We start from the raw sequence: 16,317 nt of genomic DNA on the forward strand, positions 1-16,317 counted from the left end.
TGGGTCATTAAAAAATGGCTCAGCTTTTTGTTTAGGCAGTAGTTGACTGAGATGAAGATGCGTCCAACCTGGACTTTCTTCATCTCTAGTCAACCTTGCCGGGGCGGGACGACGAAATCTTTGAAATTGCATTAGATTTCTGTCACCGCTCCCTAGATTTCTGTCCGGCTCCCTTTTCACTTTTATCCTTATACCCCTTTATCAGATTAAAATCACTTTTTTGTAAAAATAATTACAAAAATATGCAGTTATGTTTCATCTATATTACAGTTACTTGTATTATTCGTTTCTTATATTGTATTACACCTTTTTAAAGAATATGATTAATACAGTTTTTAATTCTTGTATATTTTGAGGGGAACAAAATGAAACTTAAAAAAATTATTTCACGTCTTATATTAGCTACTGGAATCATGTTTGCTGGGACATTTACATATCAAAACATTGAACATACACACGTGTCAGAAGCCGCTTCATACAACTATTACGCTAAAAAGCAATGTACTTGGTGGGCTTATCAACGTCGAGCACAATTAGGCAAACCTGTTTCTAACAGATGGGGAAATGCGAAGAATTGGTACTACAATGCACAACGTTCTGGATATAGAACGGGTCATAAACCTAAACGCTACGCAGTGATGCAATCAACTGCAGGTTACTATGGTCACGTTGCTGTTGTGGAACGCGTCTATAATAATGGTAGTATCAAAGTATCTGAATATAACTACAACGTACCTAGAGGTTACGGCGTACGCTATTTAAGTAAATCAGCTGCCCGTTACTATAACTACATTTACTAATATTTTTTACATAAATAATAAGCCACTAATGATTGAGGGAGCATCCCTTCTTTCATTAGTGGCTTTTTCTAAATATATTATTATTTTGAACGTAATTCTTCTAAAATTTGTTGCGCTGTCGCTGTATTAGCTTTAGGTGCTTGTTTCAAGGCATCGGCAACTTGCGCAATTTCTTCACCTTTCGCACCGACTACGATAGCTAAAGACTTATATTGTAAGCTCATATGGCCCTGTTGAATGCCTTCCGATACTAGCGCTCTACATGCTGAAAAGTTCTGTGCTAATCCTACTGCAGCAACGACTTGTCCTAGCTCTTGAGCAGATTCTACATTCAATAAATCTAACGATGCTTTGGCAATCGGCAATACTTTAGTTCCTCCACCTACAATCGCTAACGTCATAGGTACCTCAATAGTTCCAATTAAACGACCACGTTCTTTGTCGTATTTCCATGTTGCGATACCTCTATATTGACCATCACGGCTAGCATACGCATGTGCACTGGCTTCTGCACCACGTGTATCATTTCCTGTTGCTAATACCACTGCATGGATACCATTCATTACCCCTTTATTATGTGTAGCGGCACGATGGATATCCACTTGTGCTAATACAGAGGCACGTTCCATACGAGAAGCAACGTCTTCTCCTGAACGTTCACCTCTATTTAAATCGGCAACATCTATCTCACCTTGGATACGTACGACTGACGCCGTAGCATGATTTGATAGAATGCTCATTAACACGTCGCGGTCTATGAACTCATTTTTCAAATGGGCAGTAATCGCTTCTAAGATCGTGTTAAGCATATTCGCACCCATTGCATCTTTCGTATCAACAAAAACTTTTAATGATAATAAATGGTGTTCTGGGAAAGTATCGATCTCAATACGACGATAGCCTCCACCACGTTCAATAATAGATGGGTACGCTTCTGCAGCAATCTGTTTAATTTGTGGTTCTAATTCGTTGATACGCTGTGCAAGTGCTTCAGTGTCATGCACATCATCAAAGACGATTTGGCCAATCATTAAGCGCTCACTTTTAACTGTTTTAAAGCCACCTGTTTGATTAACAAGTTTAGCTCCGAAACTCGCTGCAGCAACGACTGATGGCTCTTCTACCATCATTGGTACCACGTATTCTTTGTCATCAACAATAATTTTAGGCAGTAAACCTACCGGAAGTGTACCTTGTCCAATCACATTCTCGATTAAACTATTGGCTACTTCTTCGTCAATTAATGGATGATTTAATAGTATTTCATAATTATCATTATCTAACCAACCGTATTCAACCAACTGTTTCAATTTATCTTCACGTGATAAATGACGAAACGCTTTGTCTAAACTTTTCATCTTATTATTCCCCTTTATCAATCATTAGAGCGATGCCAAGTCCCCCACCGATACAAGCTGTCGCAATACCCGTTTGCTTCTCTTCTTGTTCTAAGGCGTTAACTAATGTAGTGACTAAGCGTGCACCACTTGCCCCAATCGGGTGACCTAAAGCAATTGCACCACCGTAGATATTTAATTTTTCATCAGGAATGTGTAAGTTGTCTTTAACAGGGATACTTTGTGCGGCAAATGCTTCTGTCATTTCTACCACATCTACATCATCAATCTTGCTCTCTGTTTTTTCTAATAACTTTTCAACGGCGTAGAATGGTGCATATCCCATAAATTGTGGATCACAGCCAACTTCTGCATAGTCACCGATAATGCCTAGAATATCGAAATCATGTTCTTTAGCATATGTTTCTTCCATAAGGATTAAGGCTGATGACCCGTCGTTAATACTTGAGGCATTACCACCCGTAACTGTTCCATCTTCTTTGAAAATGGTCTTTAATGTCGCAAGCTTTTCAATGCTACTATTTGGACGTACACCTTCATCTGAAGTCATTAATTCACCTTCAGCGTCTGTCATGCCGATAATTTCATTATCGAATTTACCATCTTGTGTGGCTTTCGCTGCTTTAGTTTGTGAATGATTGGCAAACTCGTCCTGCATTTCACGTGTGATGTTATATTTTTCAGCGATATTTTCAGCAGTTACACCCATTGGCACATAGTGGAACGCATCTGTTAAGCCATCGTGCATAAAGCTTTCGACTGGTTCTTCGCCTTCTTTTAAAATAAGTTGAGGTGCGTTTGTCATACTTTCAACGCCACCTACTGCAACTACATTTGCTTCGCCTAATTGAATCAGTTGTTTACCTAAGATAATGGCTTTAAGACCTGAACCACACACTTCATTGATTGTCATGGCTGGTGTTGCATCAGGTACGCCTGCTTTAATAGCAATTTGGCGTGCTGGATTTTGGCCAATGCCACTTTGAAGCACGTTACCAAAGATAACTTGTTGGATGGTACTAGGGTCAATATCAATTGCATCGATTGCACCTTTTAATGCAGTTGTTCCTAGTTCAACTGCTGAATAATTTCTTAATTTCCCTTTATATCTACCGATTGGTGTTCTTTTAGCACTTACAATAGCGATTTTTTTCATTCTTTATCTCCTTGTATCTAGTTTCTATATAATTGTAATTTAGTTATTTATTTTGGTAAAATGATTACTAATATGATTGTTAATAATAGCCTTAGAAACGTTGCAACTTAGTGTTTCTTCATGTCTTATAGCATATTTAATAGCATTTAACTATAATTTAGTACAAAATACAACACATAAGATGAAAACGCTTTCTATTAGTCTGAATTTTAGATTAATTTTCAAAATAAAGCTACTATTAATATGATTAAAATATTAGAATTTCGAAAGGATGTAATGCCCGTGAGTATAGGTATCGATAAAATTAATTTTTACGTCCCTAAATACTATGTAGATATGGCTAAGCTTGCAGAAGCGCGCCAAGTTGATCCAAATAAATTTTTAATTGGGATTGGACAGACCCAAATGGCTGTAAGTCCAGTATCACAAGATATTGTATCTATGGGGGCTAATGCTGCTAAAGATATTATAACAGAAGATGATAAAAAACATATTGGAATGGTTATCGTAGCGACTGAATCAGCTATTGATAACGCAAAAGCAGCAGCCGTTCAAATTCACAATTTACTAGGCATTCAGCCTTTCGCACGTTGTTTTGAAATGAAAGAAGCATGTTATGCAGCTACACCAGGCATTCAACTTGCTAAAGATTACCTTGCTCAACGCCCTGAGGAAAAAGTATTAGTTATCGCAAGTGATACTGCACGTTATGGTATTCAATCTGGTGGCGAACCTACTCAAGGTGCCGGTGCTGTAGCGATGGTTATTTCACACAACCCTAGCATTTTAGAATTAAATGACGATGCCGTAGCATATACTGAAAATGTGTATGATTTCTGGCGTCCAACTGGCCATAAATATCCACTTGTTGCCGGTGCTTTATCTAAAGATGCATATATCAAATCGTTCCAAGAAAGCTGGAATGAGTATGCTCGACGCCAAGGTAAATCACTATCTGACTTTGAATCACTTTGTTTCCACGTACCATTCACTAAAATGGGTAAAAAAGCGTTGGATTCAATCATTAATGATGCTGATGAAACAACTCAAGAGCGTTTAACATCTGGTTATGAAGACGCCGTATACTACAATCGTTATGTAGGTAATATCTATACAGGTTCTTTATATTTAAGTTTAATTTCTCTACTTGAAAATAGAAGCCTAAAAGGTGGTCAAACTATTGGATTATTTAGTTATGGCTCTGGATCAGTCGGCGAGTTCTTTAGCGCTACTTTAGTTGATGGTTATGAACGTCATTTAGATATCGACGGTCATAAAGCGTTATTAAATCATCGTACAGAAGTATCCGTTGATGAATACGAAACGTTCTTTAAACGTTTTGACGACTTAGAATTCGACCATACTACTGAAAAATCTGACGAAGATAAAAACATCTTCTACTTAGAAACAATTGAAGATGATATTCGTCAATATCATAGACCAGAATAATTACAAATGATAAATTGAGATGCTAGGTATAAACCACAAAATGTAGAGCATAGAGATGATTCATTTATGAATCATCTCTATGCTTTTTTAATATTCTATATTGTTTGACGAAGCTTTCCTGGGGGGGAGCGGAACAGAAATCTAATGCAATTTCTAAGATTTCGTAGTTCCGCCCCGGCAAGGTTGACTAAAAATGAAGAAAGTGAGGCTCGAACGCATCTTCATTTCAGACAACTACTGCCAGACCGAGCCACGATCTCGACGCTCATCCTGCTCCCCTAGGAGTCTCGTCAACAATACTCCGTTTACCATGTAGTTTTATAACTAAATACTTTCTTATGGTTTTGTAGTGTGGGTGGGTCTGTAAAGTTGGGTCATATCTACTTTTTCTAATTCAAGGAGTTTAATTTTATTATCAATCGTTCCACCATACCCTGTTAAGCTGCCGTCTTTTCCCACAACACGATGACACGGGATAATAATTGAGATGGGATTTCTTCCAACTGCGCCACCTACTGCTTGTGCCGACATTTTAGGTTTGTTGAGCTGCCGACCGACTTCTTGTGCAAGGTCTCCATACGTGTTTAAATCTCCATATTCAATAGTTTGTAAAACTTTCCAAACTCTTTGTTGAAAATCAGTTCCTGGCGGGCTGAGAGGAAAATCTATCGTAGGATTATTTCCTAAGAAATAGTCATCTAACCACTGTGAAACACTTTGAAATATTTCTAAATCAGGTTTTTCAGGATAACTTAAAGTTGTTGTATCGTATTTATACAATACATGAGTAATTGTAGAGCCATCACTAATAATTTCTAAATTCTTTACCGGTGATTTATAAAGCATGGAATAAGGCATCGACTTCCTCCTAACTCTTGAAGTTCTTTTAAAACTATTATAAGCATATTTAACGTTGACTACCTTAGAACTTAAAATGAGCGGAACAGAAATCTAATGTTACCCCACAGATTTCGTCGTCCCGCCCTGTTAAATTTATTTATATTATTATTAGCTAAAGTTATATAATTCGTAACCTTTATCTTTAGCGTATTCTAGCGCTAAAATTTCTAAAACATTAATGAATGCTGGTTCATCTTTAACATTTACATATTGGAATTTTAAATTATAATCTTCAGCTGTAATTGTTTTAATATCGTCTTCGTTTAAGCCTTTTTCTTGTGCTAAAGCTTTTTTAAATTTTGTAGTGCCGACACCAGATTTTAGATTATATTGACCTAACTTATTAAATAAATCTTTAGTGATCGGTTGATAGCCAGTTGAGTAACCACCAGTTTGGCCTACAAATATTGGTTTCTTTTTATCAAAGATTACATAAACTCCATATTTATCTTGAACTTTTTCACGATCTTCTTTACTAAAAGATAACGCATTGTCTTTCTCATACTTAAATAATTTCTTTAATTGCTTTTTGTTATCTTCTTTAATCTGTTCTAATCTTTTACTACCTTTCATTATTCATCTTCCTCCCCTATTGTTTATCCCTATTTATCTTAGTATTTTATAAACTTACTTTATAAAAACACTGTTATTTTTAAAAATAGTTAACTAATGCTTCTATTTTCAAATATTTATTTTAAGTAATATACCCCTTATAGCTTCTTTGAAACTAAAATTGCGTTATCTTGAGCTCAACCCTCACTTTATAAAAAATCTTTAGTTTAATTTTTATACTTGAATAACATATTAATTGTAATTACATGTTTATTTATGTATTTATCTATTTTATACTTATTTAAAATGTATTTCTTATTTTATTTCACTACTGCATACATGTTGGGAGAGAATAAACGTGAATAATGAAGACATAAGAGTCATCAAGACTAAAAAGGCTTTAACTGACAGCCTATACTTTTTACTTGAGGAAGAAATGTACTCTACTATAACCGTAAATAAGATTTGCGAGAACGCTAATGTTCATCGCACCACGTTTTATAAACACTTTTACGATAAAAAGGAATTATTAATTTATTTATTAAAGTTAACTGGTGATGACTACTTTTCAGTTGATATTAAAGAAAGATTAAATAGTCCTTTTCAAGTGCTTGCCAAATCATTCAATAAAGAAAAACTCTATCGCATCGAAGCACAACAGCAAGGCGATAAAGAATTCGAAAAACTATATAATGATTATTTAATCAACATCATCCAAAACGATTTCAATAATAATATGCATTGTATCGTGGTCGATCCTACTGTCCCTAAAAGTTTAATTTCTTATGTTTTCGGTTCAGTGTTAGCAGCATTTATAGAATGGAAAATGAATGAGCATCCAACGACTAACCCCCAACAAATGGATCAAATATTCCATAAACTTATTAATGTTAAAGCACGCGAATAGTTTCTAACATGCGCTCACACAATTAATCGTTTATCATTCGTTTTCTATGCCCTTTCATTATATAATTGCGCTAGAAACAGATAATCAACTATAAAGGGGATTTAAAAATGACTCAATTACATCCATATTTATCATTTGAAAAAGCGAGAGATGCCTTATCTTATTATGAAGAAGTATTTGGAGCGACTAACATTCATAGATTACAGGTTGGGGAATCTCAAGCTGAACATTTCGGTATGACAAAAGAACAAGCTTTAGAATCTACTATGCATGCAGAGTTTGAAGTATTAGGTGTGAAAATTTTATGTTCTGATTCGTTTGGTCGAGTGGAAAACATCAATAATGGTATTTCTTTACTTATTGATTTTGATATCAATAATAAAGAAGACACTGAAAGAGTTCATCAATTTTATAATAAAATAAAAGACCATGAATCTTTAAATATTGAAATGCCTCTTGAAGAACAATTCTGGGGCGGACAAATGGGCGCCTTTACTGATAAATATGGCGTGCGTTGGATGTTACACGGTCAAGATTATACTAAACTAAATTAATTTTGAGAGAACAATACTCAAGCTATTTGAAATAAGACGATTTTCTTTAGATATTAAATAATATACAAAAAGGCTAGAAGATGATTTTAAACAATCACCTTCTAGCCTTTTATCATGGAGCTATAGCTTAGAACATTTCTGATACGACTTTTTGTTCTAAGAAGTTTAATAGATAGTCAGGGCTACCTGTTTTTGCGTCAGTACCTGACATTTTGAAACCACCGAATGGATGGTAACCTACAACTGCTGCAGTACATCCACGGTTAAGGTATAAGTTACCTACATCGAATTCGTTGACTGCTTTAATCCAGTGTTCACGATTATTCGTGATGACAGCGCCTGTTAAGCCGTAATCTGTATCATTGGCAATATCAATTGCTTCGTCAAAGTTATCGAATTTAGTGAACCCAACAACTGGACCGAAGATTTCTTGTTTCATAACTTGGTCAGAAGATTTTAAGCCTGAAATGATAGTAGGGTTGATGAAGTAACCTTTTGAATCATCAGTGTCGCCACCAATTTCAATTTTACCTTCTTTACCACCGATTTCGATATATTTTTTAATTTTATCAAATTGTTTTTTATTAATAACTGGACCCATGTAAGTGTTATTTACAGTATCGCCTACTGTTAATTCTTTAGTTAGTTCAACTGCTTTTTCTAATACTTCGTCATACACTGAACTGTGTACGATGGCACGAGAACAAGCTGAACATTTTTGACCAGAGAAGCCAAATGCTGAATTAACGATAGATTCTGCTGCTAGGTCAGTATCTGTATTTTCATCTACAACAATCGCATCTTTACCGCCCATTTCGGCAATTACACGTTTCAAGAATGTTTGACCTTCTTGAACTACGGCACTACGTTCATAAATACGTGTACCTGTTGCACGTGAGCCTGTAAATGTTACGAAGTGTGTATGAACAGAGTCAACTAAGTAGTCACCAATTTCTTTCGGATCACCAGGTAAGAAGTTAACTACGCCTTTAGGAAGACCCGCTTCTTCTAAGATTTCGATTAATTTATATGCAGTTAATACAGTATCTTCAGCTGGTTTTAATAATACTGTGTTACCCGCTACGACTGGTGCTAATGTTGTACCAGACATAATTGCGAATGGGAAGTTCCAAGGTGGAATTGTAACACCTGTACCAATTGATTTGTAGAAGTATCTGTTGTGTTCACCTTCACGATCTAATACTGGTTTACCATCAGATAATTCCATCATTGAACGTGCATAGTATTCGATGAAATCGATACCTTCAGCAGCATCGCCAACCGCTTCATCCCATGGTTTACCTGCTTCGTAAACCATCACTGCAGAAATTTCTTCTTTACGACGACGGATAATTGCCGCTACACGAAGTAAGAGTTCAGCACGGTCTCTGTGTGACCATCTGCTCCACTCTTTATATGCTTTATTTGAAGATTCAAATGCTTTTTCTACATCTTCTTTTGTTGCTTTAGATACTTTCGCAACTACTTCAGATGTATTAGCTGGATTAATTGAATCAAATGTATCATCTTTAGTAATGTGTTCACCGTCAATCACTATTGGAAGTGTTTGACCAAGTTCACTTTTTACTTGTTCTAACGTTTTTTGAAATCTTTCCACATTTTCTTGTACTGAAAAATCAATCCCAGGTTCATTTTTGAAAGGTACTACCATTCTTAATTACCCCCTATTTATTTTTAAATATTTTAAAGTTAGTAAAATATTGTCTTACATAAAAATGATAATTTGTATCATTAATTTCATTCTACTATGTAATCCTCATGTTTTGCAATCGCTTACACTATATTATCTGAAAAGTTTTAAAATAGTATTACACTAAAAACACTTATCTTTCTATTTATTTTCCTGAAAATTTGGTGCATCATTCTCATCAATGGTTCTAACGACTTTCGCAGGAACGCCAGCTACTAAACTATGAGAAGGAATGTCTTTAGTTACTACACTACCGGCAGCAATGACTGAACCGTCGCTAATTGTTACGCCTGGTGTGACGACCACATTACCTCCAAACCAAATATTATTTCCAATAATAATCGGTTGAGCTAATTCTAAACCTTTATTACGTTCTGGATACGTCAGTGGATGATGCGCCGTATAGAACCCACATGATGGACCTATAAAGACATCATTACCAATAGTAATGCCACCTCCGTCCATAAAATAACAATTACTATTTACAAACACATTACGGCCTAACTTAACATTCCAACCGTAATCCGTATCAAATGGACTGTTAATCTCCACATTTTCCAAAGGATAACCAAATAAATCGGTTAAAATTTCAAAGCGCTTGTTAGTATGACTAGGACGCGTTTGATTAAATTCAAAGCACAAATCTTTTGCGCGCTTACGATCATCGCTTAACTCTTCATCAAAGTTTGCATCATACCACTCATGGGCTAACATCTTTTCTTTTTCCGTCATATGCTTCACCTATTTCTTTCTAATCTTCTCCTTGAATTTTAACCTTTATATATGAAAAATACACATAAAAATAGCTATGAAAAAATCTATCACATCATGCCTCGATTTCTTCATAGCTACTTTTGTGCGTTTTTAATGGTTGATTTTATTTGTTGTTACTTGATTGAGACTTGCCGCCTTTTTCGCCAATTTCTTCATAAAATTCTTTATTATGATTTGACGATGTAGCTTCTCCACCTTTTTCACCAATTTCTTGGTAGAACTTTTCACCATGATTTGATGAAGTTGTTTCTCCACCTTTTTGGCCTGCTTCTTCGTGCGTCATTTTTTTCTCTTCTGACATTAAAAATTCCTCCTTAAAAATATTTTTTTTAAAAATACTTATCATAAGGTGTCATAATTACCACGAACTCTAGGTGCAATTTCATTATTCCCATTTAATTCACGTATAAACAATATTTTACAAATTATTTTAATTACTTAAAAACAGTGGAACAAAATATAAATCATCTAAATAAAAAAAGTCTAAGACACCAATAAAGTAATAATGTCTTAGACCATAATCGGTAATAATATATTATGAAGTAATAAAATCTCCGCCGTTAACGTGAATAATTTGGCCAGTTATATAAGAACTATCCGCATTTGTAGCTAAGAAGACATAGGCAGGGGCAAGTTCGGCTGGTTGGCCACGTCTACCCATTAGTGTGTCGTCACCTTGATTTTCCACTTTATCTTCATCAAATGTAGCTGGAATTAATGGTGTATAAATTGGTCCTGGTGCTACACCGTTTACGCGAATATTTTTCTCCATTAATGTAGTAGCTAATGAACGAGTGAATGACACGATGGCACCTTTAGTTGCAGCATAATCAATTAAGTGGCCTGAACCACGATATGCTGTCACGCTTGTCGTGTTAATAATTGTATCATTTTCACTTAAATGCGAAACTGCTGCTTGTGATAAGAAGAACATGCCAAAGATATTTGTCTCAAACGTTTCTTTAAATTGAGCGGGTGTAATATCTAAGAAATCATCTTGAGGGAATTGTACGGCCCCATTATTTACTAAGATATTTAATCCACCAAAGTCTTTTACTACATCTTCGACTAATTGTTTAGATTGATCAGCGTCTTTTAAATCGTGCGCATATGCTTTAGCTTCAACGCCAATTTCTTTTAGGCGATTAACTGTTTCTTCAGCATCTTCATGTTCATTATAATAACCAATCGCAACATTCGCGCCTTCTTTAGCGAATAAAATAGCTACTGAACGACCGATACCTGAATCTCCACCAGTAATCAATGCTACTTTACCTTTTAACTTACCACCAGCTTTATATTCGTCTAATTCTGCTACCGGTTTAGGATTCATATCTTTTTCAGTACCCGGTTGTTTACTTTGAGTATAACCTTTAATTTGTTTATGAAAATCTAATAAGTTCATTTATACACACTCCTTTTCCATTTACTTAATCGTTCCCATTTAATGGTTTTTCAAAACAACAAATTAATTTATACTTAAATTGAATTACACACCAGTTAAATTCTACGAGTAAGTTATTTACTACTTTAGAACCACTCAACATCAATACTATAGACGCATGAAATTAAAACGGTAGGGCTTTATAATTAAATTTAACTTTCAATTAGATCAATCACGAATCACATTTTATATAGAGAAAAGGAGTGCGATTACAAATGAGAGTATTATTAAAGGGAGTCATTACACTACTTGTCATTTTAGGCCTTGTTAAAACATTTCAAGACCATGATATTGTGAATGACGTAAACAAATACTATGATGAGGCAAAAAATGGTGAATTAGTTCAAACCATTTCCAACTATAATTTCAATAACTTTAAAGACTTAAACTTAGAAGACTTCAAACCATCTGACTTTTTCTAATTAATAAGTAAAATAATTATATTTCATTTTCACCTCTTACTATACAAGCCTAAAATACTACAATTTAACTAATCGTTTTAAGGTGCACAACGCACATCTAATCCGACTTTTTAATAAATAGCTTAACATCGTTATTTTTCCCAAATAAGCCTAGAACATTTTTAACCAAGTGTTCTAGGCTTTTATGTTCGTAAATCAAGCGAAATGATTGACTATAATACCCTTAGGGGGTATACTGGTATTGAAATGAATTGGAGGTAGAATGATGAGCCAAACTAGCAAAGTGACCTTGGATGTGACGGGTATGACATGCGCCGCTTGCTCAAATCGTATCGAGAAACGCTTGAATAAAATGGACCATGTCGACGCACAAGTAAACTTAACAACTGAAAAAGCGAATATCGAATATGATGCCAACACCTATACCGTAAGCGACTTCGTTTCTACCATTCAAAAGCTCGGTTATGATGTGGCTACTGATAAAACGGAACTCGATATCACAGGTATGACATGCGCGGCATGCTCTAACCGTATTGAAAAGGTCTTAAATAAAACATCTGGCGTTAAACAAGCTAGCGTCAACTTAACTACCGAACAAGCAGCGATTGATTACTACCCTAGTCAAACTGACGTAGATACACTAATCGGACGTATTCAAAATTTAGGTTATAACGCTCAACCTAAACAAACCGAAGAACAACAAGCCTCACGTAAAGAGAAAGAATTAAAGCATAAACGCAATAAATTAATTGTGTCTGCCGTTCTAGCACTTCCTTTATTAATGACCATGTTAGTTCATTTATTCAATATGAATTTACCACACATTTTAATGAACCCTTGGTTTCAATTAGTACTAGCTACACCCATTCAATTTATTATTGGTTGGCAATTCTATGTAGGCGCATATAAGAATATGCGTAATGGTGGTGCCAACATGGACGTGCTAGTAGTGTTGGGTACTAGTGCCGCCTATTTTTATAGTATTTATCAAATGGTTAAATGGCTCATTGGTACAACTACGACGCCCCATTTATATTTTGAAACGAGTGCCGTATTAATTACGTTAATTCTTTTCGGAAAATATTTAGAAGCTCGTGCTAAGTCACAAACGACTAACGCCTTAAGTGAACTTTTAAATTTACAAGCGAAAGAAGCACGGATTATTACTGAAGATGGTACCGAACGCATGGTGCCGTTAAGCCAAGTCGATGTTGATGATACATTATTAATTAAACCAGGTGAAAAAATACCAGTCGATGGCCAAATCATTAAAGGTGAAACGGCCGTTGATGAATCGATGTTAACGGGTGAGTCAATGCCTGTAGATAAACAGGTCGATGATAATGTGATAGGTTCAACCATGAATTCAAATGGTGTCATTACTATCAAAGCCACTAATGTGGGTAAAGATAGTGCGTTATCTAATATCATCAAAGTAGTTGAAGAAGCACAAAGTTCCAAGGCCCCTATTCAACGTCTTGCCGATATCATTTCTGGTTATTTTGTGCCTATCGTTATTGGACTCGCTTTACTCACATTTTTAATTTGGATCACACTCGTACACCCTGGACAATTTGAAGACGCCTTAGTCGCAATGATTTCAGTATTAGTTATAGCTTGCCCTTGTGCATTAGGCCTCGCAACTCCTACGTCTATCATGGTAGGTACTGGACGCGCTGCTGAAAATGGTATTTTATTCAAGGGTGGCGAATATGTGGAACGAACACATCAAATTGATACTATAGTGTTTGATAAGACGGGTACACTCACACATGGCAATCCTGAGGTAACTCATTTTCAAGGAGAAAACGATATATTAGCGTACGTGGCATCGGCTGAAAGTAATTCAGAACATCCGTTAGCTACTGCGATAGTGCAATATGCAGATGAACAAGGAGTTTCTCAAGTAGATGTAGAGGATTATAAAACCTTACCAGGACATGGGATACAAGCCGTTATTGAAGGCCAACACTTATTCGTGGGTAATCAAAAATTGATGCAAGATAACGGTATTGATGTCACAGATTATCAAGCGCAAATGGAACGTATGGAAGCAGATGGTCATACTGTAATGTTAATCGCATACGCTGGTGAACTGCGTGGTATGGTCGCTGTGGCTGATACGGTAAAAGATTCCGCTAAAGAAGCGATTCAACAGTTAACGGATATGGATATTCATACCGTTATGTTAACTGGTGACAATCAGCGTACGGCACAAGCGATTGCTTCAGAAGTAGGAATCGACCAAGTTATCGCAGGCGTGTTGCCTGAAGATAAAGCGCAACATATAACACAATTACAAGACAAAGGACATAAAGTAGCAATGGTCGGCGATGGCATTAATGATGCCCCTGCACTTGTGAAAGCAGATATTGGTATTGCGATGGGCACAGGTACAGAAGTAGCGATTGAAGCGGCCGATATTACGATTTTAGGTGGCGACATTCACTTAGTCCCTAAAGCTATTCATGCAAGTGACCAAACCATTCGCAATATTAAACAAAACTTATTCTGGGCCTTTGGTTATAACGTAGCTGGTATTCCAATTGCTGCTATGGGATTATTGGCACCATGGATTGCCGGTGCAGCCATGGCTTTAAGTTCTGTCAGTGTAGTAAGCAATGCCCTACGTCTAAAACGTATGAAATTATAATAAGCATTTAACTATACGTTAAAATTATACGCATTTTACCTTAAAAATGACTTTAATTTAGGATTTCGTCGCGTTTTCTTTTCTTTGATATATATAAAGGAGTAGAATAAGGGTATACAGTAATGTAATTCTTTGGAGGTGACACAGATGATTAATGAAACAATTAAAGTAGACGGCATGAGCTGTGATCATTGCAGAAACGCTATCGAATCTGCCTTAGCTAAATTAAACGGCGTAACAACTGCCGAAGTCAATTTAGATAAAAACGAAGTTAGAGTCGATTATGATGAAAACAGAGTCTCAGTTGATCAAATGAAACAAGCCATTGAAGACCAAGGTTACGACGTAAAATAATCTTGAATATATGAGAGTGAGGTTGGGACAAAAGTGTTTAGGATTTGAGCAGAACCGAACGATGAGCAAAATTGTTCTTCAAATTTTATCGAATCGTGACGGTATCTGCCGAGAATCCTACTTTTGGGACACCGTTTATCACTTCCCAGAACCCAAATATTATAGGCGTAAAGGTGAGTCAATCATCTTTACGCCTTTTTTTCTAGGTCGAGACCACGAGAGTTATAGACCATATTAAAATACTGCCAGGATTCTCTTTATTTAGTTAACTCTTAATTTCGTAGTTCCTGTATTACGTAATTCAATAATGGCATCTAATGCATCTACCACTAAATTCTTAACAGCCGCTTCCGTATAGAAAGCAATATGTGGAGTTAACAGAATATCTTCTCGTTCAATAAGCGTATCCAACAGCTCATCATTAATCTCTTTACCTCGATAGTCACCAGGGAATAAGCCACGTTCATATTCATAAGTATCTAAAGCTGCACCTTTAAGATGGCCACTATCTAGCGCAGCGAGTAAGGCTTTAGTATCCACCATTGAACCTCTCGCCGCATTAACGAATACTGCCCCTTTTTTAAATTTCGAAAATACTTTTTCATCAAATAAGTGTCCGTTATAATGTGTAGCTGGGATATGAACCGTTACAATATCCGCTTCTGCCACTGCTTCTTCTAACGTATCTTTATACTCGACATATTCTGCTACATGCTCATTTGGAAAAGGATCATACGCAATCACTTTACTATCATAGCCTTTCGCAAAGATCTTAGCCGCTACAGAACCAATACGGCCTGTACCAATGACCGCTACCGTCAAATCACTAATCGAACGTGATAATATAGAAGGTTCCCAACGAAAATCATAATCACGCACTTTACGTTGAATATCATTCTGATTTCTTACGATATTAATCGCTTGTATCACGGCAAATTCTGCAATTGAACTTGGTGAATATGAAGGTACATTGGAAACAACAATGTCATACTTGGTCGCTAAGTCTAAGTCGTACATATCGAAACCTGCACTACGTTGTGCGATATGTTTAATGCCAAAGTCATGTAATTTAGCAAATACCTGTTCTGAAAGAGGATGTTGTTGAGACAATGATAAACCGTCAAATCCTTTCACACTGTCTACATTATCATCGTTTAATAGTTCTTTATTCATCTCTATCTCAACTTGATTGTCTTGTGCCCATTGTTCGATGAAAGGTATATCTTCATCTCTTACACTCATCATTTTAATTTTTAACATTATGCATCATCCTTTCTTGTCTT

At 35.9% G+C, this 16,317-nt stretch carries 15 protein-coding genes and 1 pseudogene; 7 read left to right on the top strand and 9 right to left on the bottom strand.

Going from position 1 to position 16,317, the window contains the following annotated elements:
• Nucleotides 1-365 precede the first annotated feature (365 nt).
• A complete protein-coding gene (locus tag FH144_RS00135; RefSeq protein WP_198611910.1) occupies nucleotides 366-800 on the top strand; it encodes a CHAP domain-containing protein in 435 nt (144 codons plus the stop codon).
• 80 nt (nucleotides 801-880) lie between these two features.
• On the opposite strand, the gene FH144_RS00140 is transcribed toward FH144_RS00135, so the two are convergent.
• Together FH144_RS00140 and FH144_RS00145 are read right to left on the bottom strand one after the other, a co-directional pair.
• Nucleotides 881-2,158 (bottom strand): hydroxymethylglutaryl-CoA reductase, degradative, encoded by a 1,278-nt coding sequence (locus tag FH144_RS00140; RefSeq protein WP_242313102.1) that lies wholly within the window; start codon nucleotides 2,156-2,158, stop codon nucleotides 881-883.
• 4 nt (nucleotides 2,159-2,162) lie between these two features.
• Nucleotides 2,163-3,314: a thiolase family protein gene (locus FH144_RS00145; RefSeq protein ID WP_242313103.1), complete on the bottom strand. Its 1,152-nt coding sequence runs from the start codon at nucleotides 3,312-3,314 to the stop codon at nucleotides 2,163-2,165.
• 282 nt (nucleotides 3,315-3,596) lie between these two features.
• Between FH144_RS00145 and FH144_RS00150 the strand changes: the two genes are divergently transcribed.
• Complete coding sequence (locus FH144_RS00150) at nucleotides 3,597-4,763, top strand: hydroxymethylglutaryl-CoA synthase (protein ID WP_242313104.1); 1,167 nt, start codon at nucleotides 3,597-3,599, stop codon at nucleotides 4,761-4,763.
• A gap of 336 nt (nucleotides 4,764-5,099) precedes the next feature.
• Here the strand turns inward: FH144_RS00150 and FH144_RS00155 are convergent, their stop codons facing one another.
• Entirely contained in the window at nucleotides 5,100-5,621 is a 522-nt protein-coding gene (locus FH144_RS00155) for a methylated-DNA--[protein]-cysteine S-methyltransferase (protein WP_242313105.1), read from the bottom strand.
• Between the two features lie 150 nt (nucleotides 5,622-5,771).
• Nucleotides 5,772-6,236 carry a hypothetical protein gene (locus FH144_RS00160; protein ID WP_242313106.1) on the bottom strand — a complete coding sequence of 155 codons (465 nt, stop codon included), beginning with the start codon at nucleotides 6,234-6,236 and terminating at the stop codon, nucleotides 5,772-5,774.
• A gap of 337 nt (nucleotides 6,237-6,573) precedes the next feature.
• On the opposite strand from FH144_RS00160, the gene FH144_RS00165 reads away from it, so the two are divergent.
• Together FH144_RS00165 and FH144_RS00170 are read left to right on the top strand one after the other, a co-directional pair.
• Complete coding sequence (locus tag FH144_RS00165; protein ID WP_242313107.1) at nucleotides 6,574-7,122, top strand: TetR/AcrR family transcriptional regulator; 549 nt, start codon at nucleotides 6,574-6,576, stop codon at nucleotides 7,120-7,122.
• Nucleotides 7,123-7,229: 107 nt separating this feature from the next.
• Nucleotides 7,230-7,676: a VOC family protein gene (locus FH144_RS00170; RefSeq protein WP_242313108.1), complete on the top strand. Its 447-nt coding sequence runs from the start codon at nucleotides 7,230-7,232 to the stop codon at nucleotides 7,674-7,676.
• 127 nt (nucleotides 7,677-7,803) lie between these two features.
• Here the strand turns inward: FH144_RS00170 and pruA are convergent, their stop codons facing one another.
• From pruA to FH144_RS00190, 4 genes and pseudogenes are all read right to left on the bottom strand, one after another.
• On the bottom strand, nucleotides 7,804-9,348 hold the full coding sequence (gene pruA, locus FH144_RS00175) for an L-glutamate gamma-semialdehyde dehydrogenase (RefSeq protein ID WP_242313110.1): 1,545 nt from the start codon (nucleotides 9,346-9,348) through the stop codon (nucleotides 7,804-7,806).
• A gap of 180 nt (nucleotides 9,349-9,528) precedes the next feature.
• Entirely contained in the window at nucleotides 9,529-10,119 is a 591-nt protein-coding gene (locus FH144_RS00180; RefSeq protein WP_242313112.1) for a sugar O-acetyltransferase, read from the bottom strand.
• 151 nt (nucleotides 10,120-10,270) lie between these two features.
• A pseudogene (locus FH144_RS00185) lies at nucleotides 10,271-10,462 on the bottom strand (glucose starvation-inducible protein B); the annotation flags it as partial.
• A gap of 234 nt (nucleotides 10,463-10,696) precedes the next feature.
• A complete protein-coding gene (locus tag FH144_RS00190; RefSeq protein WP_242313114.1) occupies nucleotides 10,697-11,566 on the bottom strand; it encodes an SDR family oxidoreductase in 870 nt (289 codons plus the stop codon).
• A 254-nt stretch (nucleotides 11,567-11,820) separates the two neighbouring features.
• Between FH144_RS00190 and FH144_RS00195 the strand changes: the two genes are divergently transcribed.
• The 3 genes from FH144_RS00195 to copZ all read left to right on the top strand — a co-directional run bounded on the left by FH144_RS00195 (nucleotide 11,821) and on the right by copZ (nucleotide 15,034).
• A complete protein-coding gene (locus tag FH144_RS00195) occupies nucleotides 11,821-12,027 on the top strand; it encodes a hypothetical protein (RefSeq protein WP_107507087.1) in 207 nt (68 codons plus the stop codon).
• A 265-nt stretch (nucleotides 12,028-12,292) separates the two neighbouring features.
• Nucleotides 12,293-14,680, top strand: a complete 2,388-nt coding sequence (locus tag FH144_RS00200; protein WP_242313116.1) for a heavy metal translocating P-type ATPase — start codon at nucleotides 12,293-12,295, stop codon at nucleotides 14,678-14,680.
• Nucleotides 14,681-14,827: 147 nt separating this feature from the next.
• Nucleotides 14,828-15,034: a copper chaperone CopZ gene (copZ, locus tag FH144_RS00205; RefSeq protein ID WP_198611899.1), complete on the top strand. Its 207-nt coding sequence runs from the start codon at nucleotides 14,828-14,830 to the stop codon at nucleotides 15,032-15,034.
• A 261-nt stretch (nucleotides 15,035-15,295) separates the two neighbouring features.
• Here the strand turns inward: copZ and FH144_RS00210 are convergent, their stop codons facing one another.
• On the bottom strand, nucleotides 15,296-16,294 hold the full coding sequence (locus tag FH144_RS00210) for a D-lactate dehydrogenase (protein WP_242313117.1): 999 nt from the start codon (nucleotides 16,292-16,294) through the stop codon (nucleotides 15,296-15,298).
• Between the last annotated feature and the right edge of the window lie 23 nt (nucleotides 16,295-16,317).

The sequence above is a fragment of the Staphylococcus sp. acrmy genome (assembly GCF_022690565.1).
In the GTDB taxonomy this organism is placed as follows: Bacteria; Bacillota; Bacilli; order Staphylococcales; family Staphylococcaceae; genus Staphylococcus; species Staphylococcus caledonicus.

Bases quoted from the DNA above. Each gene is read 5' to 3' on its own strand.
- FH144_RS00135 (WP_198611910.1), top strand. From the start codon at position 366: ATGAAACTTAAAAAAATTATTTCACGTCTTATATTAGCTACTGGAATC.
- FH144_RS00140 (WP_242313102.1), bottom strand. From the start codon at position 2,158: ATGAAAAGTTTAGACAAAGCGTTTCGTCATTTATCACGTGAAGATAAA.
- FH144_RS00145 (WP_242313103.1), bottom strand. From the start codon at position 3,314: ATGAAAAAAATCGCTATTGTAAGTGCTAAAAGAACACCAATCGGTAGA.
- FH144_RS00155 (WP_242313105.1), bottom strand. From the start codon at position 5,621: ATGCCTTATTCCATGCTTTATAAATCACCGGTAAAGAATTTAGAAATT.
- FH144_RS00160 (WP_242313106.1), bottom strand. From the start codon at position 6,236: ATGAAAGGTAGTAAAAGATTAGAACAGATTAAAGAAGATAACAAAAAG.
- FH144_RS00170 (WP_242313108.1), top strand. From the start codon at position 7,230: ATGACTCAATTACATCCATATTTATCATTTGAAAAAGCGAGAGATGCC.
- pruA (WP_242313110.1), bottom strand. From the start codon at position 9,348: ATGGTAGTACCTTTCAAAAATGAACCTGGGATTGATTTTTCAGTACAA.
- FH144_RS00180 (WP_242313112.1), bottom strand. From the start codon at position 10,119: ATGACGGAAAAAGAAAAGATGTTAGCCCATGAGTGGTATGATGCAAAC.
- FH144_RS00190 (WP_242313114.1), bottom strand. From the start codon at position 11,566: ATGAACTTATTAGATTTTCATAAACAAATTAAAGGTTATACTCAAAGT.
- FH144_RS00195 (WP_107507087.1), top strand. From the start codon at position 11,821: ATGAGAGTATTATTAAAGGGAGTCATTACACTACTTGTCATTTTAGGC.
- FH144_RS00200 (WP_242313116.1), top strand. From the start codon at position 12,293: ATGAGCCAAACTAGCAAAGTGACCTTGGATGTGACGGGTATGACATGC.
- copZ (WP_198611899.1), top strand. From the start codon at position 14,828: ATGATTAATGAAACAATTAAAGTAGACGGCATGAGCTGTGATCATTGC.
- FH144_RS00210 (WP_242313117.1), bottom strand. From the start codon at position 16,294: ATGTTAAAAATTAAAATGATGAGTGTAAGAGATGAAGATATACCTTTC.